This window comes from Exiguobacterium sp. s122 (assembly GCF_018618475.1).
In the GTDB taxonomy this organism is placed as follows: Bacteria; Bacillota; Bacilli; order Exiguobacteriales; family Exiguobacteriaceae; genus Exiguobacterium; species Exiguobacterium himgiriensis.
Genome location: NZ_JACSMD010000001.1, coordinates 1,061,496 through 1,084,078, shown reverse-complemented (window position 1 = coordinate 1,084,078; position 22,583 = coordinate 1,061,496). Strand labels below are relative to the sequence as shown.

At 52.0% G+C, this 22,583-nt stretch carries 26 protein-coding genes; 11 read left to right on the top strand and 15 right to left on the bottom strand.

Going from position 1 to position 22,583, the window contains the following annotated elements:
- Positions 1–9 precede the first annotated feature (9 nt).
- The 4 genes from KNP92_RS05535 to KNP92_RS05520 are packed head-to-tail and all read left to right on the top strand — an operon-like array spanning position 10 to position 3,415.
- On the top strand, positions 10–1,002 hold the full coding sequence (locus tag KNP92_RS05535; protein ID WP_214838385.1) for an ROK family transcriptional regulator: 993 nt from the start codon (positions 10–12) through the stop codon (positions 1,000–1,002).
- A gap of 12 nt (positions 1,003–1,014) precedes the next feature.
- On the top strand, positions 1,015–2,190 hold the full coding sequence (locus KNP92_RS05530) for an MFS transporter (RefSeq protein ID WP_214838383.1): 1,176 nt from the start codon (positions 1,015–1,017) through the stop codon (positions 2,188–2,190).
- Positions 2,187–2,567 (top strand): VOC family protein, encoded by a 381-nt coding sequence (locus KNP92_RS05525; protein ID WP_214838380.1) that lies wholly within the window; start codon positions 2,187–2,189, stop codon positions 2,565–2,567. Before KNP92_RS05530 ends, KNP92_RS05525 begins: the two co-directional genes overlap by 4 nt.
- Positions 2,568–2,581: 14 nt before the next feature.
- Complete coding sequence (locus KNP92_RS05520) at positions 2,582–3,415, top strand: Cof-type HAD-IIB family hydrolase (RefSeq protein ID WP_214838378.1); 834 nt, start codon at positions 2,582–2,584, stop codon at positions 3,413–3,415.
- A gap of 45 nt (positions 3,416–3,460) precedes the next feature.
- Here KNP92_RS05520 and fur read toward each other — a convergent pair whose 3' ends face one another.
- Both fur and KNP92_RS05510 read right to left on the bottom strand, forming a co-directional pair.
- Positions 3,461–3,940 carry a ferric iron uptake transcriptional regulator gene (gene fur / locus KNP92_RS05515; RefSeq protein WP_034805116.1) on the bottom strand — a complete coding sequence of 160 codons (480 nt, stop codon included), beginning with the start codon at positions 3,938–3,940 and terminating at the stop codon, positions 3,461–3,463.
- Between the two features lie 113 nt (positions 3,941–4,053).
- Positions 4,054–4,584, bottom strand: a complete 531-nt coding sequence (locus KNP92_RS05510) for an NUDIX domain-containing protein (protein ID WP_081825807.1) — start codon at positions 4,582–4,584, stop codon at positions 4,054–4,056.
- 77 nt (positions 4,585–4,661) lie between these two features.
- On the opposite strand from KNP92_RS05510, the gene KNP92_RS05505 reads away from it, so the two are divergent.
- Positions 4,662–5,492: an aldo/keto reductase gene (locus KNP92_RS05505; protein ID WP_214838376.1), complete on the top strand. Its 831-nt coding sequence runs from the start codon at positions 4,662–4,664 to the stop codon at positions 5,490–5,492.
- A 3-nt stretch (positions 5,493–5,495) separates the two neighbouring features.
- Here the strand turns inward: KNP92_RS05505 and KNP92_RS05500 are convergent, their stop codons facing one another.
- A complete protein-coding gene (locus KNP92_RS05500; protein WP_034805125.1) occupies positions 5,496–6,035 on the bottom strand; it encodes a PadR family transcriptional regulator in 540 nt (179 codons plus the stop codon).
- Between the two features lie 129 nt (positions 6,036–6,164).
- Here KNP92_RS05500 and KNP92_RS05495 point away from each other — a divergent pair, with 129 nt between their 5' ends.
- Positions 6,165–6,479, top strand: a complete 315-nt coding sequence (locus KNP92_RS05495) for a thioredoxin family protein (RefSeq protein ID WP_214838374.1) — start codon at positions 6,165–6,167, stop codon at positions 6,477–6,479.
- Positions 6,480–6,506: 27 nt separating this feature from the next.
- Here KNP92_RS05495 and KNP92_RS05490 read toward each other — a convergent pair whose 3' ends face one another.
- The 9 genes from KNP92_RS05490 to KNP92_RS05450 form a co-directional block, all read right to left on the bottom strand.
- Positions 6,507–7,442, bottom strand: a complete 936-nt coding sequence (locus KNP92_RS05490; RefSeq protein WP_214838371.1) for an NAD(P)/FAD-dependent oxidoreductase — start codon at positions 7,440–7,442, stop codon at positions 6,507–6,509.
- Positions 7,439–8,020, bottom strand: coding sequence for a CDP-alcohol phosphatidyltransferase family protein (locus tag KNP92_RS05485; protein ID WP_034805134.1), 582 nt, complete (start codon positions 8,018–8,020; stop codon positions 7,439–7,441). Before KNP92_RS05485 ends, KNP92_RS05490 begins: the two co-directional genes overlap by 4 nt.
- 11 nt (positions 8,021–8,031) lie before the next feature.
- Positions 8,032–8,907: an ABC transporter ATP-binding protein gene (locus tag KNP92_RS05480; protein ID WP_051622519.1), complete on the bottom strand. Its 876-nt coding sequence runs from the start codon at positions 8,905–8,907 to the stop codon at positions 8,032–8,034.
- Positions 8,907–9,602 (bottom strand): ABC transporter permease subunit, encoded by a 696-nt coding sequence (locus KNP92_RS05475; RefSeq protein ID WP_034805137.1) that lies wholly within the window; start codon positions 9,600–9,602, stop codon positions 8,907–8,909. The genes KNP92_RS05480 and KNP92_RS05475 overlap by 1 nt, the downstream gene beginning before the upstream one ends.
- A complete protein-coding gene (locus tag KNP92_RS05470) occupies positions 9,599–10,345 on the bottom strand; it encodes an ABC transporter permease subunit (RefSeq protein ID WP_251136402.1) in 747 nt (248 codons plus the stop codon). Before KNP92_RS05470 ends, KNP92_RS05475 begins: the two co-directional genes overlap by 4 nt.
- 13 nt (positions 10,346–10,358) lie before the next feature.
- The gene (locus KNP92_RS05465; protein ID WP_214838367.1) at positions 10,359–11,528 is read right to left on the bottom strand and encodes an ABC transporter substrate-binding protein; all 1,170 of its coding nucleotides are present in this window, start codon (positions 11,526–11,528) and stop codon (positions 10,359–10,361) included.
- Between the two features lie 20 nt (positions 11,529–11,548).
- A complete protein-coding gene (locus KNP92_RS05460) occupies positions 11,549–12,295 on the bottom strand; it encodes an SDR family NAD(P)-dependent oxidoreductase (RefSeq protein ID WP_214838364.1) in 747 nt (248 codons plus the stop codon).
- Positions 12,295–13,269, bottom strand: coding sequence for an MBL fold metallo-hydrolase (locus KNP92_RS05455; protein ID WP_214838360.1), 975 nt, complete (start codon positions 13,267–13,269; stop codon positions 12,295–12,297). The genes KNP92_RS05460 and KNP92_RS05455 overlap by 1 nt, the downstream gene beginning before the upstream one ends.
- A gap of 102 nt (positions 13,270–13,371) precedes the next feature.
- Positions 13,372–14,808 carry an NADP-dependent glyceraldehyde-3-phosphate dehydrogenase gene (locus KNP92_RS05450; RefSeq protein ID WP_214840227.1) on the bottom strand — a complete coding sequence of 479 codons (1,437 nt, stop codon included), beginning with the start codon at positions 14,806–14,808 and terminating at the stop codon, positions 13,372–13,374.
- A gap of 222 nt (positions 14,809–15,030) precedes the next feature.
- Between KNP92_RS05450 and KNP92_RS05445 the strand changes: the two genes are divergently transcribed.
- The gene (locus KNP92_RS05445) at positions 15,031–15,912 is read left to right on the top strand and encodes a chemotaxis protein CheV (RefSeq protein ID WP_214838357.1); all 882 of its coding nucleotides are present in this window, start codon (positions 15,031–15,033) and stop codon (positions 15,910–15,912) included.
- Positions 15,913–15,951: 39 nt separating this feature from the next.
- On the opposite strand, the gene KNP92_RS05440 is transcribed toward KNP92_RS05445, so the two are convergent.
- Complete coding sequence (locus KNP92_RS05440; protein ID WP_214840225.1) at positions 15,952–16,329, bottom strand: Hpt domain-containing protein; 378 nt, start codon at positions 16,327–16,329, stop codon at positions 15,952–15,954.
- Between the two features lie 139 nt (positions 16,330–16,468).
- Between KNP92_RS05440 and KNP92_RS05435 the strand changes: the two genes are divergently transcribed.
- From KNP92_RS05435 to KNP92_RS05425, 3 genes are all read left to right on the top strand, one after another.
- Complete coding sequence (locus tag KNP92_RS05435; RefSeq protein WP_214838354.1) at positions 16,469–17,404, top strand: magnesium transporter CorA family protein; 936 nt, start codon at positions 16,469–16,471, stop codon at positions 17,402–17,404.
- An 85-nt stretch (positions 17,405–17,489) separates the two neighbouring features.
- Positions 17,490–18,251 (top strand): UMP kinase, encoded by a 762-nt coding sequence (pyrH, locus tag KNP92_RS05430; RefSeq protein WP_214838351.1) that lies wholly within the window; start codon positions 17,490–17,492, stop codon positions 18,249–18,251.
- Position 18,252: 1 nt separating this feature from the next.
- Complete coding sequence (locus tag KNP92_RS05425; protein WP_214838348.1) at positions 18,253–18,903, top strand: alpha/beta hydrolase; 651 nt, start codon at positions 18,253–18,255, stop codon at positions 18,901–18,903.
- A gap of 54 nt (positions 18,904–18,957) precedes the next feature.
- On the opposite strand, the gene KNP92_RS05420 is transcribed toward KNP92_RS05425, so the two are convergent.
- The gene (locus tag KNP92_RS05420) at positions 18,958–20,094 is read right to left on the bottom strand and encodes a PP2C family protein-serine/threonine phosphatase (protein ID WP_251136400.1); all 1,137 of its coding nucleotides are present in this window, start codon (positions 20,092–20,094) and stop codon (positions 18,958–18,960) included.
- A gap of 135 nt (positions 20,095–20,229) precedes the next feature.
- Here KNP92_RS05420 and ytzI point away from each other — a divergent pair, with 135 nt between their 5' ends.
- Positions 20,230–20,409 (top strand): YtzI protein, encoded by a 180-nt coding sequence (ytzI, locus tag KNP92_RS05415; RefSeq protein WP_214838346.1) that lies wholly within the window; start codon positions 20,230–20,232, stop codon positions 20,407–20,409.
- Positions 20,410–20,424: 15 nt separating this feature from the next.
- On the opposite strand, the gene KNP92_RS05410 is transcribed toward ytzI, so the two are convergent.
- Positions 20,425–22,563 carry a DNA topoisomerase III gene (locus tag KNP92_RS05410; RefSeq protein ID WP_214838343.1) on the bottom strand — a complete coding sequence of 713 codons (2,139 nt, stop codon included), beginning with the start codon at positions 22,561–22,563 and terminating at the stop codon, positions 20,425–20,427.
- Between the last annotated feature and the right edge of the window lie 20 nt (positions 22,564–22,583).

Here is a 22,583-nt window from a genome sequence, read left to right as displayed (position 1 = left end):
ACGACAAAGATGAAACCAAATGCGACGTCGTTGTCGATTGCGATTCGACGCCAACTCGTCTTTCATGACCGCCAGACAGTCGCGGATATTAGCGAAGTGACCGGCCATAGTTTTCCGACGGTAAAAAAACATTTGGAACGGATGTGCACGGCTGGAGAAGTCAACGAACAAGGGCTTACCCCGTCAACAGGAGGGAGACCCGCCACGCGCTACGTCTTCAATCCGTCTGTTGCGAACGGGCTATGTGCCTATATCGAGCAAGACGTCATTGTCTATCGCCACATTGACGCAATCGGTACAACGCTAAATGAAGGCCGTGTCGCGATTCAAAGCGGAGATCATTTACAGACACTGTTCGACCTGTTGACCAGTCAGTTCGCGGTTCATTCGTTTCAAGCTATCACAATTGGGGTTGCTGCCGCCGTCGCAGACGGTGAAATCATTTATGCACCGGATTATCCGACCCTTTCTGACGTCGCGCTCGCTCCTTTGCTTGAGTCGACGTTCCGTGTGCCCGTCGTTGTCGAGAACGATATGAATGCCGCTGTATACGGCTACAGTCAGTCTGTCCCGACATATGCGGATGAAACGATCGTTTACGTTTATTTAGGGAAGAACGGGCCAGGGTCGGGTATTCTCATTAACGGTCGTTTACTTCGTGGAAAGACCCATTTCACGGGGGAGATTTCATTTTTACCGTTTTATGAGCATCAGACGTTTTTTGATTGTATTCGTCACCACGACCGAGGGACGCCACTGACGGAGAAAGCACACGATGCGCTTGCCCGGCTCGTCACGACGTTCACGGCGACGCTCAATCCGCATACGATCGTCTTTTCGGATGTCGATGTGACTGAAGAAGAGATTCGCTGGATTCGTAGTCGAAGCGAACGCTATATCGCGGCGGCACATTTACCCGACTTGACACGCGGTTTATGGGAAGAACATTACTTTCAAGGTCTCATCCGCTTTTGTGTCGAGACGTTACTTGAAACGATTTGAATGAGGTGAAACATGAGCGGTTTTTTATTATTGACGGTGATTTATATCGCCTTTATTAGTTTGGGCCTTCCTGATGCGTTACTTGGAGTCGGTTGGCCTTCGATGCGGTTAGAATTTGATGCGCCTTTGGCGATGGCCGGATGGATTTTTATGACCATCGCGGCAGGAACGATTGTATCGAGTTTATTTAGCGGAAAATTGCTCGAGCGGTTTGATACGAAACAAGTGACGTTCGCTTCGGGTCTCGTGACGGCCCTATGCCTTTTCGGTTTCTATGCCGCCCCGTCGCTCCCCTGGTTATTCGTGCTCTCGATTCCGCTCGGACTCGGTGCCGGTGCCGTCGACGCCGCGTTGAATCATTACGTGGCCGAGCATTACGCGGCACATCATATGAATTGGCTCCACTGTTTTTGGGGAGTCGGGGCGACCGGTGGCCCGCTCATTATGGCTTCCATATTGAATGAGAATGGTTGGCGCGACGGCTATCTCGTCGTCGCTTACATTCAATTCGGTCTTGCCGTCTTACTGCTCCTCTCCTTCCCGTTATGGAAACAGGAGCCAAAACGCGATACGACGTACGAACAAGAAGAGACGGCCGTGACCGAACTCGACCGGAAGCTCCCGCGCGGATTGCCATATGCGCTCATCACGTTTCTTTTATATTGCGGCGTCGAGGCGCTCGTCGGATTGTGGGCTAGCAGTTACCTCGTCCAAATGAAGGCGTTCTCGATTGCAACGGCCGCGACGTGGGTGTCGATTTACTATGGCAGCATCACAGTCGGTCGATTGTTGAGCGGATTCTTGTCGTTCCGAATTTCGAATCGTCAGATGATTCGTCTCGGACAAGGACTGGCCTTATTAGGAAGTCTTGTATTCATACTTCCGCTCAACGGCGCGATGATTGTCGGTCTCATTCTCGTTGGTCTCGGCCTGGCGCCGATTTATCCGAGTATGTTGCATGAGACGCCCGTTCGATTCGGCAAACAGCGCGCGAAACACTTGATGGGCTATCAAATGGCGTTCGCCTATATCGGGAGCACGTTCTTGCCGCCTTTGTTCGGTCTGTTCGCCACGAAGTTGTCACTCGGCATCTTCCCGATCGTTATCCTGTTCATCATGCTATTCATGCTGTTGAACACGGAGCGGTTGAACCACATCTTAACTAACCGACAGGAGGAGAGCGTATGAACATTGCCCATGTCGCCATTTGGGTGAACGACCTCGACGTCATGCGTCGTTTTTATGAAACGTATTTTGAGGCGAAGGCGAATGACCTTTATAAGAATGAACAAAAACAGTTTGCTTCTTATTTCTTGACGTTTCCGAAGTCGGACTGTCGACTTGAACTTATGCGCCGGGCGGATATTCAAGACCCGGGGCAAGAGACGCTCGGTTATGCCCACCTCGCCATCCGTCTTGACAGCAAAGAAGCAGTCGATGTGATGACGAGACGTCTCGTCGACGACGGTTATGAGCGACTTGACGGTCCGCGTACGACTGGGGACGGCTATTACGAAAGCGTCATCCTCGATCCTGAATCCAACCGCATCGAGCTCACCATATAAAAGGAGATGGACAAATGATTCAAGCGATTCTTTTAGACCTTGATGGCACGTTATTGAACGACCAAAAAATGATCTCCCCAAAGACGAAAGAGACGCTCCTGTCTCTCCAAGCGAACGGTGTAAAAGTCGTGCTCGCCTCCGGTCGACCGAAGCGAGGCATCGAACCGTTTGCGAAGGAATTGAAGCTCGGACAATATGGTGGATTGATCGTGTCGTCGAACGGGGCGTGCGTGACGGATGCGACGACCGGCGAGACGTTGTTTGAACAAGCAATCGACCGAGAAGTTGCGCGCACCATCCTCGACCATTTGAGCGACTTTGACGTCATCCCGATGATTAACGATGAGACGTACATGTACGTAAACGATGTGTTTACCGGCATGCTTGAACTGAACGGGAAACCGTTCAACATCATCGAATATGAATCGCGCGGCGGACGGTTCCAACTCCGAGAAGAACCGCGTCTCGCAGATGCAATTACCTTCCCCGTCTATAAAATCCTCGTCGCCGGCCAACCGGACTACTTGCAGGCGAACGCGGACGAGATGTCGCGTCCGTTCAATGAACAAGTGACCGGAATGTTCACGGCGACGATGTATTATGAGTTCACAGATTACGGGATCGATAAAGCACGTGCCCTCGACCATGTGCTCCGACGTCTCGGCATCGCACGTGACCAGACGATTGCCTTCGGAGACGGTCATAACGACCGTTCCATGCTCGAATATGCAGGGATCAGTGTAGCGATGGACAATGCGGTCGATGCGATCAAAGCGATCGCGACCGACGTGACCCGCTCGAACAATGAAGAAGGCATCGCGCTTCACCTAGCCCGATATCTGTCTTAACAACAAAACCCGTACGCTTCAACTCGGAGCGTACGGGTTTTCGATTCATCCGTTAATGACGGCCTTATGACCTTCAAGCGTGACACCTTTCGCTTGGCACACTTTACAGATTCCATGAAACGTCAGGCGATGGTCTTTAATTAAAAATTCGTATTTGCGTTCCACTTTTTTCTCGACTTCGACGAGCAAATCTTCCATGATTTCTTCGACTGATCCACATTCGACACAGACGAGATGGTGGTGGGAATGGTTCGCTCCTTCTGGTCTCAAGTCGAAGCGGGCTACGCCGTCTCCGAAGTTGACCTTATCGACGACACCGAGTTCAGTTAATAATTCAAGCGTTCGATAAACCGTCGCGAGCCCAATCTCAGGTGCGATTGCTTTGACGAGCATGAAGACGTTCTCCGCACTGAGATGGTCCGCCTCATTCTCAAGTAAGATGCGGACTGTTGATTCTCGTTGTGGAGTCAATTTATATCCTTTGGCGCTCAACTGCTGTTTAATTCGGTCGATTCGCGTTTCCATAAGGCGCCCCCTCTTTACAATAGTTCACTATTCAAAGCATACCGAAAAACGGCATCATTTTCAAATTAAAATCATTACTAAGTAAGTGTATCATATGACAATTTAGATTAGAATTATTTTAATTTAGACAATTGCCACCATTGAATCGCCATGATCGTCTTGGCATCTGTGATTCGTCCACTCGCCAACAGTTCACTCGCCTCTTCGAACGTGAAACGCTCCACGTTCAAAAATTCGTCTTCGTCTAAATTCATGGCACCGGCAGTCAAGCCATGCGCGACGAACACGTCCACCCGCTCGCTACAAAAGCCCGGGGCCCCGTAGAAAGAGAAAATCTTTTCAAGCGTCTCGGCTGTATAGCCCGTTTCCTCCTCGAGTTCACGTCGAGCGCTCGCGAGCACTTCTTCTCCTTTTTCGAGTTTCCCGGCTGGAATCTCGAGTGACATCGACTCGAACGCCTTCCGATACTGCTCGACAAGCACGATGCGGTCGTCTTCATCGATAACGAGTACCGCGACAGCTCCGTTATGATAGACAAGCTCTCGGACCGACGTCCCGCCGTTCGGGAGCTCGACGACATGTTTCTCGACGTTAAAGATTTTTCCTTCATAGATGACTTCTCGTTGTACCGTTTTCTCGACCATATGTATATACGCCTCACTTTTTGCTTTATACTTTGATTATGAGTGAAACAAGTAGACGGAACAAGGAGGAATTATAGATGGCAGAACTCGGTCTTGGCACGATGTCCATTTTGAAGCATGGGGAAACGGAAGGGAAAGCGATTTTAGAAGCAGCCTATACTGCCGGAATTCGACATTTCGACACGGCAGACGTATACGATCGGTTCAAAGTCGAGGAAATCGTCGGGTCGACGTTTGCATCTCGTCGCGAAGAACTGTTTTTAACGAGTAAAGGCGGCAATGAGCTGACGGCAGACGGGATGCGTTGGAATCCGCGAGCCAGTTATTTAGAGACGGCGCTCGCCGGCTCACTCGAGCGATTACAGACCGACTATTTAGATGTATATTACGTTCACGGCGGAACGATGGAAGACGACCTCGATGAGACGATTGCGTTCATGAACCAGCAAAAACAGCGCGGCGTCATCCGTCAAATCGGCTTGTCGTCCATCCGTCCGAACGTCATCCGGTACTGGCTCGAGCATGGCGAGCTCGACGTGTTGATGACGCCTTATTCATTACTCGACCGACGCATCGAAACGCTCAAGCTCGATATCCCCATCGTTGGCCGTGGCCCGCTCGCGAAAGGGTTGTTGACGAACGAATGGACGTCACGGCTCGGCGAGAACGGGTTCGAGGCATGGACGACGGACGCGTTACACGACGTGCTCCCGACGGTCCCTGAGCCGATTCAAGCATATGCCTTCGCTGCGGCGAAACGCGTGTGTGCTGTCGTCTTGCCGGGCGCTTCGTCAGTGAAGCAGTTGCATGAGACGATTGACGCGTTTCATCAGCCGATCGATGAATCAAAGCTCGAAGACGTCTTGTCTCGTCTCCCGGTTCATCCGTACACGAAACATGCGACCTGAGCGTCAGGTCGCATGTTGGTCTCGTTGTTTCATTTGTTCGATGGCCCAATCGGCCCACCCTGCGTAGTTTTCCATCATCCGAATTGCGTACTCGCTCGTTAATAAATAGCCGAGTGTATCGTCTTCGGATTGATGGGCTGCCTGAAAGGCACGGATTTGTTGGGCGACCTGCTCGTGATGCGATTTCGTCTCCTCGACGTAACGAATCGCCTCGTCGAGCGGGAGGAGTTGAAGCAGGCTCATCCGAAGCAGGTTCTCGTCTTTCAACTTCGGTTGAAACGACGTCGGTTGCCGTAACCAATCAATCAATTCTTCTCGGCCGCGATCGGTGATCGAATAGATTTTCTTATCCGGCAAATCGTGTTGTGCGACGTGTTCAGAAGAGACGAGCGACTCATCTTCCATCTTCAGTAACTCGCGATAAATTTGTGTATGATGTGCGTGCCAAAAATGAATCATTTGTGCTTTGAACGTCGCGTTCAAGGCATAGCCGGTCGCAGGCTGATGGGTCAACAACCCGAGTAGTGCATGACGTAACGCCATAACCATCACCTATCCCTTGCGGTTCTATTTTTTTCAGTGTATCACATCTAGCGAACAGACCGAGAACGCCAATCGGTTGACGGACGGCTAAAAGACACAGACAATAAAGTGGAAAGGGGAGATTTTACGATGAAACCGATTCAATCAGCCGAGCAATTCCAAGAAGCGACGAAAGACAACGGCATGGTCATTTTCACGACGTCTTGGTGTCCGGATTGCCGTCGCCTCGATATGTACGTCGACGAACTTGTCAAAGACTATCCACAGTTCAATTGGTACGTCGTCGACCGCGACGAGTTACCGGAACTCTCTGACGATCAAGAAGTGCGCGGCATCCCGTCGTTGCTCTTTTACCAAAACGGGACGAAACAAGAACACCTCCACTCGGCACACGCCAAAACGGAGATGCAAATCCGTTCGTTCCTCGATACGTTGAACGCATAAACGACAAGACGGCCGAGGCCGTCTTTTTTATTGCCCGAAACGCTTCAAATAGCGTTGATCAATGAAACGCTTCAAATCGTACGGGAGACGCCCGTGCCACGTCCACTTCCGATACGTCAACAACGCGTGGCCCGGTAACGTAAGCATAATATTGAGCGACGCGCGCTCCCGAAACGGGCGACGGTCTCCGAGCAGATAGCGGACGACGTGACGTCCGGACCGGACCGCATCAACGCCCCCATTCAATCTCGACGCCATATCGCCTGTGATGAAGATGTTTTCATAATCGATATGCCTCAAATACCGGTCGGTCTCGATAAACGCGTCCGCGTTCGCGAGTCCGGCAGCCTCCCACCAAACATCGGGGACGACGCCGGACGTATCGAGAACAAGTCCGTCGTGACACGCATCCTTCTCGTATTTACGTAACACGAGGGTGACACCGCTCTTTACGAGGCGCCGCTTCATCGTCCGTCGCACACGTGCCGGCAAGTCCGGCAAGACGTCTGGGGCGTAGAGTGTGACATGACGTTTTGTCCGGATACATGCGAAAGCGAGCTCGACACCCGCCTTCCCACCCCCGACAATCGTGACGGCATCGCTTGCCTCGATTCGATGTACCCCTTCTTTCGTCATCGGTTTCACGGCCATCCCGAGCCCGCGGCTCACCGCGCCCGTCGCGAGGACGAGTACATCATACGACACCTCGCCTGCTTCCGTGATGACGACACGTCGGTTTGGGTCGAGCGACACGAGGCGAGACGCGACCGGCTCGATGCCTTCTCTCAAATGAACGGTCGCATAATCCAGTTCTTTGGCGATGACTTGTGGGAAGGCACCGGTATAAATGGCGTCTTTCCCGCCGATATACACGACGTCATATGACGTCCGCAGCTCGTCGATTCGGTCTAAAATCTCGAGCTGTCCATGGCCGAGCCCGACGAGGACGAGGCGCGGCTTCATCGGAGAATCCGCCGGGCCTCAACCATGCGCTGGGAAATCGTCACCACTTCGAGAATGAAGAACACTGTGGCAATGACCCCGACAAAGCTTGGGAATAGAATCATGAGGCTGAATAAGATAAAGCACTCGGTGCGTTCGAGCACACCCGGCTGATAGTAAAACGTTTTTTCCGATCGGCGAGAACTGCTCGCACCCACGGCCAAAAACACGGTCATCGCCACGATGAACGAAGCGAGGAGCAACAGAAAGATGGTCATATGCTCGGGGTAACGCAACGCGAGCGCGATGACGACCGAAATCTCGACGAGACGGTCCACGACGAGGTCTAACACCGTCCCAAATCCTGTTTTCGAGGAACGTCGCGCCATCGTCCCGTCCAATACATCAAACAGTCCCGACAGCCATAACAAGATGACGGCCGTCCAGTGCATATCGTTATAGATGAAGAAGCCGACGGACACGCCGACGATGCCGCCGAGTAGCGTCACTTCGTTCGGTGTAAACTTCCACTTTAACAACCGATCGGCGCCGCGCTCGATGACGGGACGGACGAATCGGCTTCCATACGTATCTAACATGTAACCACTCCTTATTTTTTCCGTAACGGGTACGATTGTCCAATCTGTTGGGAAACGTCCGAAGGGAGGATGACATACTCCCCGTTCGGTCGTCGGTACTCACCGAGTCGTACCCCGAACTTGACGAGGTGACGAACGAGCTCCACCCGTTCGCCTGCCCCTTCGCTAAACACACCGATTCGAGTCAGCGGATAGAGTTCCCCTTCGAGGCGAATAAAGTCACCGAACGTCGGCTCCGTTTCACTCAGCTCGCGCGGTGTCCCGGTCGTATGAATCGTCCCGTTCTCGAGTAACGTGACCCGGTCCGCCACAAGCATCGCCTCTTCCCGGTCATGTGTCACGAGTAGCGTCGTCAAATCAAGCTCGCTTACGATATCGCGAGTCAACTGTTGCAACTCATACTTCAAATCAGGATCGAGGTTCGTGAACGGCTCATCGAGTAAAATCAGACGCGGGTCGGCGGCAAGCGCCCGGGCAAAGCTCGCCCGTTGCCCCTCCCCACCTGACAACGTGTGAACCTCGTCATCATAACGGCCGGCGAGTCGGACGCGCGTGAGCCATTTCTCCGCCTGCTCACGCGACCGGTCAGGGGTTGCGAGCACTACGTTCTCCCCGACCGTCAAATGCGGGAACAACAGTGGTGTCTGCGACAGCATCGTGATTTTTCGTTCGTGCGCTGGTACACCGAGTAACGACCTTTCATCCCAAGTGACCGTACCGGTATCCGGTGACTCGAGTCCCGCGATGATGCGTAACAGTGTCGATTTTCCGGAACCGCTCGTTCCGACCAATGCATGAATCTCGCCTTGCTTCACAAACAAGTCGACGCCTGTCAACACGTCACGTTTAGTAAAGCGCTTTTGAATGTTCGTCAATTGTAACCCCATCATAACCGTCCTTTCACAATTTTAACGCCCAGACGTATACCCCAGCCAATGGCGATGTACAAAACTGCCGGAATGAGAATCAAGAGCCACGTGTGCTGTAACGCGAGCGCGACATCATTTCCCGCATATACTTGATAAAGCCTCGTCGTCACGGTCGAGATCAGTCCTGCTCCGATTAATTGGATGAGGACGAATTGACCGAGCACAATCACCGTCGACATGAGCGCAATCGTCTGAATCGTCCCGCTTAAGAGCGGAAACAAGACATCACGATATCGTCGGAGCGGCGGCATAAATAGCGCCTGTTCGAACATCGGGCGACCAATGACAGACATCGCGTTATAGGCGAGTCGAATGGAATAAGGGAGCGTGACGACGAGCAACACGATGAGCACGCCAATAGTCGTGCCGACGAGACCGAATCGGGCAAGTGCGATGTACATGCCGAACGTACCGGCGAGCGCCGGGATGAACAACGGCAAAAACAGGAACCATTCGATGAACGTGCGCCATTTCGTTTCTGTGAACAACAACCACCATGCCGTCCCAATCGAAAGCCATACGTTCAGACTCACGATGACGAGGACTTGAATAACCGTGTTGATGATGGCGTCATCAAAAAAGAAAGTCGGAACGGAAGTGAACAAGCCGCTAAACGGCAATAAGATCAAGACGAGTATGACGAGACGTCTCATCGTCTCACCCCTTTCTCGATTCGACGCCTATGTTTTGCTGTCAACACGTACGTCAACAAGACTCCGCCGAACAGAAAGAGCGTCCAAATCAAGGCAACGGCATACGCTTCACTCTCATTTAAAAACAATCCAGTCGTCAACCTGTCGTAAGCGAGAACGCCGAGCAGTTTCGGAAACGTGACACCGAGTAGCGCCGGCACTTCGTAAGCGAACGAGATGAACGCGACCAAGATCCAAAACGAATCGAGGAGCGGTTTGACGAGAAACGGCCATTCCGCAACGGAGAACTGTCGCCACGGATTCAGTTGAAGCGTCTTCGCCATGTCACGGTAACCGGTGTTCAGTTGCGCGTACGTGCCAAGCACCATGAGGAAGACGAACGGGACTTCTTTCCATATATACGTCACAATGACGACGAGATGATGCCGTTCGTTCGCTTCAATTAGGCCGAACGGGAATCCGTCGGCGAACAGTAAGTAAAACAAGTATGCACTCGCGATATGTGGGACAAACAATGGCCACTTTAACCAACGCAATAGCCAGTTTTGACCGTTTACATAGACGGCCCGGGCCGCGAGCGTCCCGAGCACGAGGGAGCACAACGTCGAAACGAGTGTCACGTAGAGTGTGACACCGAGGCTTGCACGCCACGTCTCCTCTTGCATGAGCCCCCATACGTCCGCACCGACCGACTCACGGAATAAAAACACGAGCGCCGTGAGTGGAAGCAGGGACACTGCCATGCTAAGTAAGACGTTAACGCGCGACACGCGTCCACCCCTCTCGAATCTGGTCAATCACGTCCGGTCCATAATCGGGCAGTTGACGGTCGCTCAGGAGCTCCGGGTCCGGATACGTGCTGCCGTCATCAAGCGACAAGAAGGCTTCCCGGTCGCGCTCGTCGAGCTTATCGAGATCGAGTGACGTCCCATCGCCCCAATACGTGTCCCGTTGCTTCATAAGCTGCACTTCGGGTGCTAACAGCTCATTGATGACGACGAGCGCCCCGTTCGGATTCGAGGCGTTGAACGGTACCGCCAAAAAGTGCGTCGAGGAGATGGAGTGATCCAAGACGAGTGCGCGCGTGCCCTCCGGAAAAACACCCGCGTTCACTTCCGCCTCGGCCCGGCGCTCATTAAACCCCATCGTCATCCACACCTCACCTGACGCATACAGTTGATCGAGTTGTGCGAGCGATTTCGGGTAAGTCTGTCCCTGCTTCCACAAGTTCGGTGACCATGAGGCGAGCTCGTCCCAAAACGCGTCTGGAATCGTCTCCATATCACGTGACGCGTCCCCATACTTGGCATATAACAGATGACGAACGAACGCGTTACCTGTAAAGTCCGTCACTTCAGGATACGTGAATCGGCCGGGATTTTCCTCGGTCCACCGACGGAGTTCTTCAAACGTCTCAGGCGGATTTTGAACGTTCGCCGCATCGTAATGAAGTACGAATTGTACGTTCCCCCAAGCGACCTCAAGACCATTCGTCGGCGTACCGGCGTCTGTCGCTTGCGCCGCTTCGTTCAACAAGGTCGCGTTCGGAATCCGCTCGAGGAGACCACCCGTCAACAAGTCTGCTTCGGCAGCGTTACGGAAGTTGTCCCCGTTGATCCACATCAAATCAATCGTCCCGCGTTCTCGGTCAGCCCGTTTGTCGAGTGACAGTTGACGGACAAACTCAGCCGTATCCATCGGCACACGGTTCAATTCGATACCGTATGAAGACTCGAGGCGAGGGGCGACATAGTCATCTAAATATCGGTTGATGCCCTCGTCCCCGCCCCATAAGTAAAAGTTGACGGTCGTTCCTTCAGAGGCTTTGGCCGCCTCATCGAACGTCTCGGCGACTTCTGCTTGCTCTTGGCCACACGCACTTACGATGAAAACGAGCATGAGCCCGACGATTAAAAATCGTTTCATTGTCTTTCCCCCCTATGTACTCACTTTTTGTCAAATCCCCGTTTTGCGAGTCGTTCGAACCAGACCGGGCACATCGCATACATTTTTGCACCCAGCTCCATCCACCACGGCGCATTCACTTCCCGTTCAGACCGTTCATACGCCTTGACGACGCGACGTGCCAATCGTTCCGGTGACAACAGAATCGCTTTGACGCTCTGTTCATACCGTCCACTCTTGTCGGCCCGTTTAAAGAACGGTGTCGCGATCGGTCCTGGATTGACGGTCAGGACATGAATGCCGTTCGGTCTTAGTTCAAGTCGAAGCGCATTCGAAAACTGAAGAAGGGCCGCTTTCGAACCGGCATAGACGGCCGATTTCGGCGTCGGCACTTTTGCCGCTTGTGAGCAGACGTTAACAATCGTCCCACCGGCTCGCATCCGCTGCGCACAGTCGCGTGACAACACCATCGGCGCTGTCGCGTTCAAGACCATCGTCTCTTCGATGACATCCGCCGATTGATCGACGACCGCATCGAACTCACCAATCCCGGCATTGTTCACCCATCCGTCGATTGGTCCGTACGCCTGTTCAATCTCATGGACGAGTGTGGCGTAAGTTGTAATGACGTCAGCGACGTGCCAGTTTGCGTTCAGTTGTTGGGCCAAGCCTTTCAGCCGCTCCTCGTTCCGCGCGACGAGCGTCAGTGTGTACCCTCGTTCATAAAAAGAGTGCGCCAATGCGGCACCAAAGCCGCTAGACGCACCTGTGATTACGATATGTTTCATCATTCCACTTCCTTTGTTCGTTCGTACGTCCATTTTCGGTCGACAATCTTCCGTTCGACGTGACCCCGTTCTTCGAGCAACGTGAGACGCGCGAACACTTCGCTGAAGACGAGCGGCATCGCGTGGCGCATCTTGCGCCCGTAAAGGCGCATCGACCAATCGAAGACGCTCAACCCTTCGACCCAGTCCCCGAGCAGTTGCTCGCTCCGGTCGTACCGCTGTGTAATTCGATTCTCAATTAACGGCATCGGATGCATAATCGGATCCCCGTGTCCGCTCACGACGAGCTTTAACTCATACGTCTGGAGTTTACGGAGCGAATCGAGATACAAGAGCACCGGGGACGCGAACCCCTCGCCTTCATACGGCTGTTCGATGAGGGGGTTTGGTTCGACCGCATCAATCAGGTGATCGCCGGCAATCAAAACACCGCCCGGTCCGATGAGTCCGAGTTGATCGCTCGCATGGCCCGGCAAATGAATCGTCCGCCATGCCCCATCCGGCGTAACGGCCTGTCCGTCCTCAAACGTCATCGTCACAGTCGTCGGGCCAATCCAACGTAGCGCCTCGCGATAGTCGGGCAATTTGGCGACAATCGACTCAGGTGTACCGAACGAGTGGGCCAAATCGTGTAAAAATTGATTGCCTCGTTTGATGAAGTTCGGTGTCTGTTCTAAGTAACGGACCAGTTTTTCATGGCCATACACTGGGATTAAAGCATCTCGAAGGCGCCACGCTTGCCCGGCGTGGTCGGCATGGTGGTGCGTCAAAAACAAAAAGTCGATCGATTCAAGCGACAGTTCCAGCTCCGCGAGTTGCGTGTTCAACGATGTCCATGCCTCTTCCGTATCCGGTCCGCAATCGACCATAAAAAATCGGTTCATATGTTCGACGATATATACGTTCACGTTCCCGACTTCAAACGGCGTCGGTATGTCCAATCTAGCCAATTGGCTCGAAATCCAGTTCGCCACGTGCCCACAACCCCTTCCACCTATCTCCACCCATTATACCCGTGTGAAAGATTGGATTTCAATGACACAAAAAAAGGAGAGGAAGTCTCCTCTCCGAACAACTTATAGATTGATGACCGTCACTTTATCGCGTGTCATCGTCTCAAGGCTACGCCCAATCCCTTGAACGCCGAGACCAGATTGCTTCACGCCGATGAACGGGAAGTGGTCAGGGCCACGTTCTGTGCGCCCGTTCACTTGAACTGTCCCGACTTCAAGCTTGTCGGCGACAGTGAAGGCATTGTTCACGTTTTGTGTGAACACGCTCGCTTGAAGACCGAATTCTGATTCATTCGTAAGCTCGATCATCTCATCAAGCGATGAAACACGGATGATCGGCAAGACCGGACCGAACGGTTCTTCCCAAGCGACACGCATCTCTCGTGTGACGTGGTCAAGAAGCGTCGGATGAAGAAGGTTGCCGTCGCGTTCGTTTCCGTGTACGACCGTTGCCTTCTTGTTGACAGCATCGTCAATCAATCCTTGGACATAATCCGCCGACTTCTTGTCGATGAGCGGCACGATGAAGCTATCGTCGACTGGTGAACCGACCGAGAGCTTCTCGACGCGTGCTTTCACCAAGCCGACGAGCTCGTCCGCTTGGTGTTCGAGGACGAAGACGCGCTTGATTGCCGTACAACGTTGTCCTGAATACGAGAACGCACCGCTGACGATTTGATCCGCAGCAAGTGTGAGGTCGGCGTCTTCTAAGACGAGCGCCGGATCTTTTCCTCCGAGCTCTAAGACGACCGGTACCATCGAAGCTTGTTGAGACAAATGTTGCCCTGTCCCCGTGCCGCCCGTGAACGTGATCATGTCGATGCCCGGATGCGACGTCAAATAGTCACCGATGACCGAACCGCGTCCGGTGACGAGGTTCAACAAGCCGCTCGGAAGACCCGCGTCTTGAAGCGCCTCGACCATTTTCACACCACTGATCGCGCCTTGTGTCGCCGGTTTGAAGACGACGGCGTTCCCTGTGATCAAGGCCGGTGCAATCTTGGCTGCCGCTAAGTTGACCGGATAGTTGAACGGTGAGATGGCGAGGACGACACCGAGTGCCTCTTTTTTGATGATTGCCATCTTATTTTTCGAACCACCTGGGAACGAATCACCTTGCATGAACCCGCCTGTGAAGCGAAGACCTTCTTCCGCCGTGTAGCGGATGATTTCCGCTGTCCGGACGACTTCCTTCTTCGCGTCGCTCAAGTTCTTCCCGACTTCGCGCATGATGATTTGACCAATCTCATCGACACGCTCTTCTAACTTCTCTGCCCATGCGTATAGGAGTTCGGCACGCTTGTTGACCGGAAGCGCTGCCCACTCTTGTTGTGCACGTTTGGCGCCATGAATGGCTTCGTCGACTTCATCACGTGACATTGCCTGTACGCTGCCGACGACTTCTTCTGTATAAGGGGAAACGAGTTCAATCGTCTCGTTAGTTGTTGATTCCTGCCATTGTCCATTGATTAAATATGGATACGTGTTCATACTCATAATCTCTATCTGCCTCCTGAGTAAGCTTTGATATCTCGTTGCCACCCCCATTGTATGCAAAATTAATTCGGATGAACAACTATAAAGATTCAGTTTATGTAATGTAAACGGTTACGTAACAACTTTTTGTGAAATCCGTCTCCAGATTGACACTTTTCAACTGAAGAGTCCGGCCCGTTCGACCGATAGAGAAGAAGAGAGTACGTGAACTAGGAGGGACTACGAATGAGCATGGACCATAATATTTTACTTGAGGCAGGCACGAACGAGTTAGAGATTGTCATTTTCCAGTCAGGACCGTTTATCTTTGGGATTAACGTCATGAAAGTCCGGGAAATCATTACGATGCTCCCGCTCACTCCACTACCGGGGACGCCGGAGGCGATTATGGGGCTGATCGAACTACGCGGTGAAGTGATGACCGTCATCGACTTACCGATGGTCATCGGTCATCCACGTGAAGTCGGAGAAGGCGACCGTCTAATCGTCTGTGAGTTCAACGGCGAGAAGTCTGTGCTTCGAGTCGACCAAGTGACCGAGATTAAACGGATTTCATGGGAACAGATTGATACGCCGTCTGACTTGGCGCGCGGCATGCAAGGCATTACGAACGGAGTCGTCAAGACGGGCGATCAGATGATTATCTTACTTGACTACGAACGGATTGCACTCGAATTGTCGCGTAAAGACATCATGGCCCGTGAGTCGGTGAAACGGCTTGGTGCCCGCGAACGCTCTAATAAACAGATTTGGCTGGCGGAAGACTCGGAGATGCTCCGTACGCTCATCATCGATACGCTCGATGATGCAGGGTATTTCAACACGACAATCTTCAATAACGGGAAGGAAGCACTCGACGCCTTCGAGGCGGAAGGTGCAACGTGTGATTTGCTCATCACCGATATCGAGATGCCACAGATGGACGGGTTGCATTTGACGAAACGCCTCCGGGAGATGAATCAATATAGCGACCTTCCAATTATCATCTTCTCATCGCTCATCTCAGACGATTTAAAACATAAAGGAGAGGCCGTCGGGGCGAACGCTCAAATCACGAAACCTGAAATCGGGATCTTGATTGCCACGCTCGACGAGTTTCTCGCCTAAGACAAAGGGTCCCGTCAGGAATGGCGGGACCCTTATGATTTAGTTTAATCGATTGAAGTGGTCATCCCACTCTACCGAAAATCGTTCCATTTGTAAGGCAATTGCCTCGAGCACCGGTTCTAAATCGTCCGACACTTCATCCTCACCGGCTCGTTCAAGCAGGTGGAACTGTTCAGCAGTCTGTTCGAGACCGACCGAATACGATGCGCCTTTTAACAGGTGGGCGAGCTGTTCGACTTGTTCGTGGTCCTTACGTTGGACCGCTTGTTTTAACTCGGGAAACTTATCTTCAAACTGCAACACATACGTTTGAGCGATTTTCGTTAGAAAATCTTTGTTCCCGCCAGCGATTTGATGGAGCTCCGCCAACTTTTCTTCGTTAAACAGAGCATGCTTGGGCGTTTGTGACAACTCCATCCCTCCTTTGTCTGAATGTGTAATCATTCAACTTCACTGTAACACGTTTTCGATAGAAAAGAAAAAATCTCCGTCTTTCCGATTGCACTCATTCCGATGCCTACCTATAATAAGGTTGAGCTAAGGTAGGAGGAGAACTATGCTAACGATTTACCGGACCGACGCGTCAGGACATGTCGACGAGATCGAAGACTTTGACAAAGGCAGCTGGATTCAACTCGTCAATCCGACGAAAGATGAGGCCGACCAAGTCATCGCCGCCTCCGGCATCCCGGAAGACTTCGTCTATGACCCGCTCGATATCGAAGAAAAACCACGGTTTGAGAAAGACGATGAAGGCCTCCTCATGATCATCGACGTTCCGTATGTTGAAGAAGATGATACGGGAAGAGCCTATAACACGATCCCGCTCGGTATCATCGTGACCGGGAGACATTTCATTACCGTCTGTTCACGAGACCTTGATGTATTGAACTTATTTTCAACTGGAAAAGCCCGCTTATTCCGCACGAACTATCGCAGTCGATTTGTCTTTCAAATCTTACATCGCGTCAGCATGACGTATTTACGTTTCTTGCGTCAAATCGATCGTCGAATGGATGAACTCGAGCAAGAGTTGCAACGATCGATGCGAAACCAAGAAATTTTTCAATTGATGAACTTACAGAAATCCCTCGTCTACTTCATGACGTCCTTGAAGGCGAATGACAGCGTCCTCGACCGAATCGTCAAGACGCCGAGTCTTGAGAAGCACGAAGAGGACGAGGAACTGCTCGACGATGTGTTCGTCGAACACCGTCAAGCGATGGAGATGGCGTCGATCTATAACGACATCATCAGCATCAAGATGGAAGCGTTCGGCTCCATCATTTCAAACAACGTCAACTTCGTCATGAAGTTCTTGGCGTCAATCACGATTGTATTGAGTATCCCGACGATGATTTCCGGGATTTTCGGGATGAACGTCGAAGTGCCGTTCGAAGGACAAGAGATCGGCTTCGTCTTCGCCATCACGCTCATGCTCGGCTTCTCGAGCCTCGCCTTCTACATTTTATGGCGGAAACGATATTTCTAGGCAAACGCAACCACTTCGTATGGTTGCGTTTTTTATTGCCAGGCGTCACCCATTTCGCTATACTGAATCAGACAAAAAATACCAGATGAAGGACGTGATTCTCCTGAATTATAAGCGTGTCTGTATCAAATTGAGTGGAGCAGCGATCGCTGGAGACGACGGGCAAAACTTTGACGCGAACAAGCTCGACCGGATTGCGAATAACATTCTGTCTCTTCTCGATTCAGGGATCCATGTCGCACTCGTCATCGGCGGCGGGAACTTGTTTCGTGGGAACGAGGCCGCGCATTGGGGCATCGACCGGGTCGAAGCAGACAGTATCGGTACGCTCGGGACGGTCATGAATAGCCTGATGCTTCGAGGTGTTCTGAAAAGTAAGACGAATCGCGACGTTCGCGTGATGACCTCCATCCCGATGCCGAGCGTAGGCGAACCGTACATTCGGCTGAAAGCCATCAACCACCTTGAAAAAGGCGCAATTGTCATCTTTGCCGGTGGAAACGGTCAACCGTTCGTCTCGACCGACTATCCGGCCGTGCAACGTGCGATCGAAGTGAGCTGTGATGCCATACTCGTCGCCAAAAACGGCATCTCCGGTGTCTTTGATCGTGACCCGAACCGCTCACTCGATGCGAGACAATATGAAACGTTGAACTACACCGACGTGCTTACATACGATTTACAAGTTATGGACCAATCCGCCTTACTCCTGGCCCGTGACCATCAACTCCCGATCCATATCTTCGACTTCGAGGAAGAAGACGCCATGACCCGAATCTGTAACGGACACCAAATCGGCACGCACGTCCACCATGGACAGTCTCGGTTCGTGTCAGAAGGAGAATAGCATGCCTACCGTTCAGACGAACCACGTCACCGGGTATTTAAACAGTGACATCGCTTATACGCTCATTCAACCCGAATCGAGCACCACCAATCAATTGGCTATCCTACTGCCAGGAATGGGCTATACGACAGAAGCACCGTTATTTCGTTATACGATTGGGCTCTTGTTAGAAGCAGGCTATGGTGTCGTAGAGGTCCACTACCGTTATCAAGACAAGAAGTATGCCTGTAGCGACATTGAAGAAGCGGTGCGCGTCGATGTGGGACGCGTCATCGATTCCATCCGCTCGACACACAAACATACGTCCTATCTTTTTGTCGCGAAGTCACTCGGGACGATCGCCCTTGCCGATCAAGTAAAGCGAGATATATTCAAACAGGCAAAATCGATTTGGCTGACGCCGTTGGTTCACCTCGACGACGTGTACGAGACATTACTCACCTCACATCATGATGCGCTAGTGTTGATGGGGACAGACGACCGTTTTTATGTGGCCGACCGATTAAACGAAATCCAATCAAACCCAAAAATCGAGACGATTCTTAAACCATCCCTCAACCATAGTCTCGAATATGCCGATGATTCGTTACAGTCGATTCTGGTCATGCACGAGTTGATGAAAGCGGTGAAGCGTTTTATTTACACGACATGACAAATAAAAAGGAGCGTCACCCCTTCCGGGATGACGCTCCTTTCATACGTGCCGTTAAACCAGTTTAACCGTGACGAGACAAAGGTCATCGTCAATCTCAATTTTCGGCACGAGACGTTCGGCGACGTGGTCGGCATAGCCGGCACCATACGTGGCAATGTCTTTCTCTAGCCAACGGATTCCGTCATCGATATCTTTGCTGTAACATTCCATCAACCCATCCGTGTACATATGCAAGACCATTCCCGGCTTCAACGCAATCTCTTTCGCTTCATAATTCGGCTCTTCGAACATGCCGACCGGTACCCCGGTCGTCTCGAGATGACAGACGCCTTCGTCTGACGTGACGATGACCGGCGGGTGGCCCGCGTTGACATATTCGATGCGACGACGTGTCGTATCGATATAACAATAGACAGCCGTGAAATAGCTTTGCATATCTTCACCGGAGAACAAGAAAGTCATCTGTCGGTTCAGTTCACTCATGACGTCGGCCGGATACTGGACATTTCCGACGAGTCCCGGCAATATCGATCGAATGCCCATCGTAATGAGCGCTGAGGAAACACCATGTCCCATGACGTCAAAGATGATGACGCCATAACGGTCTGGGGCGACTTGGAACCAGGCGTACATATCGCCTGCCAGTTTTTTCGACGGCAAATAGAGAGCACGCACATCGATCTCCTCGTTGCTGATTGGTGGCGTCAACGCACTTTGTTGAATTTTTTGCGCTAAATCGAGATCGTATTGGAGTCGCGCCTCATATTTTTTCCGTTCATCGACGGCGGCTTTATAGCGTAGTGCTGAACGAATCCGGGCAAGCAATTCGGTGATTTTAATCGGTTTGGTCGTGTAGTCCGACGCCTCGGCATCGAGCCCTTCGGCGATTTGCTTTTCCTCCGTTCGACCTGACACCATGATCACCGGCAGTTCTTCGTAGCCTGCCATCTGTCGAATTCGCTTACACGTCTCGATTCCTGAAATTCCTGGCATCTCGACATCGAGCAAGACGAGGTCATACCGTGACGGTGCCTGCGGGTCCATGAGGAGCTCGAGCGCATCTTCTCCGCTTGAGACAGCGATTGTCTCGTAATTGTGTTGATGCAATAATTGTTCGAGAACCATCGTATTGACCGGTTCATCATCCACAATCATAATCGCCATCATCATCCCTACCTTCTCAGTCAATGTTCTTCTAAGAGTTATTGTATCATATTTTTTCATTCATTCGTTTATTTCAATCTTATGACAGTGCGCATACGCGGACGTGGAGAAAAAACGGATTCTTTGGCATACTAGAACTATGAAAGCGAGGGATGCCGGATGGGATGGATATTCGCCGTGAGCGGATTGATTATTTTGCTCGTCTTAATCGCCTCTGTCGTTGTCATCCAAAAAGGCTATGCCTATAAAGATAACAAAGATGACATCGTCCTCGATTATGATGAGATCAATCGCCGCATTTTAGAAAACGAGCAAGATGAAAAACAAGACCGCCCATAAGGACGGTCTTGTTTTTTATTTGAACTCGAAGCGGAGCGCCCCTTCCTCGAGATAGAGGGCGGCATTGAACGTCTTTTCCCCTTTTGTGAACGTATGAATGTTCGACTGGCCCCCGCCAATCATTTGTTTCAACTCGTCTTTGGATAACCCGACCCCGAGCACTTGTTTTGAGACGGTAAAGCGGCAACCTTCGCGATAGCCGCTACACCCGATAAACTTCGGATGTTCGACGAGGCCTTTTCCACAACTCGGGCAGACCCCGAATGAGGGCTTCGGGCGGCTCGCCCCTTTCCTCGTCCCTTTACGTGATCCGTGTCTCGGTTCAATCGTATAGCCTTCCGGATTCGCGGATCCGACTCGATTCTTCGCCTCATCGACGAGGTGAACGGCCATCTTTTTCGCCTGATCGATGAACTCTGCGGCAGAAGCCGAGCCTTGACCGATTTCATGAAGTCGTTTTTCCCACTTCGCTGTCATCGCTGGGGATGCAAGGATGCTGTCGCCGAGGACGTCAACGAGCAGTCGTCCTTTATCCGTCGGAACGAGCTCTTTCTTTTGGAGCATGACGTACCCACGCTTTTTCAACCCGTCGATGATGTTCGCTCGAGTTGCTTCCGTCCCGAGTCCCTCGACTTCTTTCATGATATGAATCAACTCGTCATCATCGAGCTGGCGACCGGCGACTTTCATCGCCAAGATGAGCGCGCCTTCGGTATACCGTTTCGGTGGCTCGGTCTGTTTCGACAAGACTTCGACCTTTCGTTCCGTGAGCGCCTCTCCTTTCTGAAGGGCAGGCAACTCGACGTCTTTTGATTTCATCTCGACGACTTGACGATAACCGGGACTCACGACGACCGTGCCTTTCGCCCGGTACAAATCGTTTCCGTCTATCAAATCGACCGTTGTCTTCTCGAGCCTTGCCGGTTTGGCAAAGGCAGCGAGGAAACGGCGGTTGATTAAATCATACAGTTTTGCCTCGTCTCCGCTCAACCGCATCACGTCTCCACATGCCTCCGTTGGAATGATCGCGTAGTGGTCACTTACTTTTTTCGCGTTGACGTAACGTTTGTTCGATGCCGGATTCTCGGTCAAGAACGGGGCGAGTTCCGCGTACGCTGAAGATTTTAAAAGACGAGCTTTCGTCACCGGAAAAAGTGACGCCTCATCTGGCGTCACAAATCCGGAGTCCGTCCGCGGATAGCTGATCCACCCTTTCGTGTACAACTTTTGGGCGACATCGAGTGTTTTTTTCGCACCGAATCCGAATCGCTTTCCCGCTTCGGCTTGCAAGCCGGATAAGCTGAACCAAAACGGCGGCTGCTCGATTTTTTCTTCGGTGTCAATCGATTGAACGACCGCTTGACCCGAGGCACGCTTGACCACCTCGTCCGCTTCTTGACGCGTCTTTAACTTGGTCGTCTTTCCAACGGTATATTTTGCTTTGAAAGTAGAACGCGATTTTTGAAGTGTCGCCTCGACCTCGAAATACGGTTCCGGTACAAACTGTTTAATTTCACGCTCCCGCTCGACGATCAGGGCAAGCGTCGGTGTTTGAACACGTCCAAGTGAAAAGACGTCTTCGATTCCGATCGTCTTCAGCAACGTGGTATACGCTCGTGAAGCGTTCATTCCGACGAGCCAATCGGCACACGCGCGGCTCATCGCCTCGTAATAGTACGGGACCGTCTCTTCACCTGGCAACAAGTTCGCGAAGCCACGGTCGACCGCTTGCTCCGTCAAACTGGAGATCCAAAGGCGTGTGAGCGGCTTTTTATTCCCGGCCAAACGCAAAATGAGCCGGACGATCGCCTCCCCTTCACGTTCCGCGTCCGAAGCGATGATGATGTCCGTGATCGTCTTGTCATGAAGCCAACGTTTGATTGTCTGAAACGGCTTTGACTTTCCTTTCGAGATGCGATAGTCGAACCGGTCCGGTACGATTGGCAACGCCTCGTATTTCCAAGATTTCCACTCGGGACGATAATAAGCCGGCTCTTGCAACTCACATAGGTGCCCGACCGCCCAGACGACGATCGCCCCTTCCGGGAAACGAGCACACGGTGAGATTTCGATTTCTTCTTTCCGTTTTTTTGACGGATATGGGGCCGCAAGCTTTTGGGCTTGTGATGGTTTCTCGGCAATGATTAGTCTCATATCGTTCCTTTCCTCTGTGA

Excerpts from the sequence above, each read along its gene's own strand:
- KNP92_RS05425 (WP_214838348.1), top strand. The coding sequence starts at position 18,253 with ATGCCTACCGTTCAGACGAACCACGTCACCGGGTATTTAAACAGTGAC.
- KNP92_RS05470 (WP_251136402.1), bottom strand. The coding sequence starts at position 10,345 with ATGGCAGTGTCCCTGCTTCCACTCACGGCGCTCGTGTTTTTATTCCGT.
- KNP92_RS05525 (WP_214838380.1), top strand. The coding sequence starts at position 2,187 with ATGAACATTGCCCATGTCGCCATTTGGGTGAACGACCTCGACGTCATG.
- pyrH (WP_214838351.1), top strand. The coding sequence starts at position 17,490 with ATGAAGGACGTGATTCTCCTGAATTATAAGCGTGTCTGTATCAAATTG.
- KNP92_RS05475 (WP_034805137.1), bottom strand. The coding sequence starts at position 9,602 with ATGAGACGTCTCGTCATACTCGTCTTGATCTTATTGCCGTTTAGCGGC.
- KNP92_RS05495 (WP_214838374.1), top strand. The coding sequence starts at position 6,165 with ATGAAACCGATTCAATCAGCCGAGCAATTCCAAGAAGCGACGAAAGAC.
- KNP92_RS05440 (WP_214840225.1), bottom strand. The coding sequence starts at position 16,329 with ATGGAGTTGTCACAAACGCCCAAGCATGCTCTGTTTAACGAAGAAAAG.
- KNP92_RS05480 (WP_051622519.1), bottom strand. The coding sequence starts at position 8,907 with ATGGGGTTACAATTGACGAACATTCAAAAGCGCTTTACTAAACGTGAC.
- KNP92_RS05435 (WP_214838354.1), top strand. The coding sequence starts at position 16,469 with ATGCTAACGATTTACCGGACCGACGCGTCAGGACATGTCGACGAGATC.
- KNP92_RS05490 (WP_214838371.1), bottom strand. The coding sequence starts at position 7,442 with ATGAAGCCGCGCCTCGTCCTCGTCGGGCTCGGCCATGGACAGCTCGAG.
- KNP92_RS05530 (WP_214838383.1), top strand. The coding sequence starts at position 1,015 with ATGAGCGGTTTTTTATTATTGACGGTGATTTATATCGCCTTTATTAGT.
- fur (WP_034805116.1), bottom strand. The coding sequence starts at position 3,940 with ATGGAAACGCGAATCGACCGAATTAAACAGCAGTTGAGCGCCAAAGGA.
- ytzI (WP_214838346.1), top strand. The coding sequence starts at position 20,230 with ATGGGATGGATATTCGCCGTGAGCGGATTGATTATTTTGCTCGTCTTA.
- KNP92_RS05535 (WP_214838385.1), top strand. The coding sequence starts at position 10 with ATGAAACCAAATGCGACGTCGTTGTCGATTGCGATTCGACGCCAACTC.
- KNP92_RS05445 (WP_214838357.1), top strand. The coding sequence starts at position 15,031 with ATGAGCATGGACCATAATATTTTACTTGAGGCAGGCACGAACGAGTTA.
- KNP92_RS05465 (WP_214838367.1), bottom strand. The coding sequence starts at position 11,528 with ATGAAACGATTTTTAATCGTCGGGCTCATGCTCGTTTTCATCGTAAGT.
- KNP92_RS05500 (WP_034805125.1), bottom strand. The coding sequence starts at position 6,035 with ATGGCGTTACGTCATGCACTACTCGGGTTGTTGACCCATCAGCCTGCG.
- KNP92_RS05460 (WP_214838364.1), bottom strand. The coding sequence starts at position 12,295 with ATGAAACATATCGTAATCACAGGTGCGTCTAGCGGCTTTGGTGCCGCA.
- KNP92_RS05520 (WP_214838378.1), top strand. The coding sequence starts at position 2,582 with ATGATTCAAGCGATTCTTTTAGACCTTGATGGCACGTTATTGAACGAC.
- KNP92_RS05505 (WP_214838376.1), top strand. The coding sequence starts at position 4,662 with ATGGCAGAACTCGGTCTTGGCACGATGTCCATTTTGAAGCATGGGGAA.
- KNP92_RS05410 (WP_214838343.1), bottom strand. The coding sequence starts at position 22,563 with ATGAGACTAATCATTGCCGAGAAACCATCACAAGCCCAAAAGCTTGCG.
- KNP92_RS05510 (WP_081825807.1), bottom strand. The coding sequence starts at position 4,584 with ATGGTCGAGAAAACGGTACAACGAGAAGTCATCTATGAAGGAAAAATC.
- KNP92_RS05485 (WP_034805134.1), bottom strand. The coding sequence starts at position 8,020 with ATGTTAGATACGTATGGAAGCCGATTCGTCCGTCCCGTCATCGAGCGC.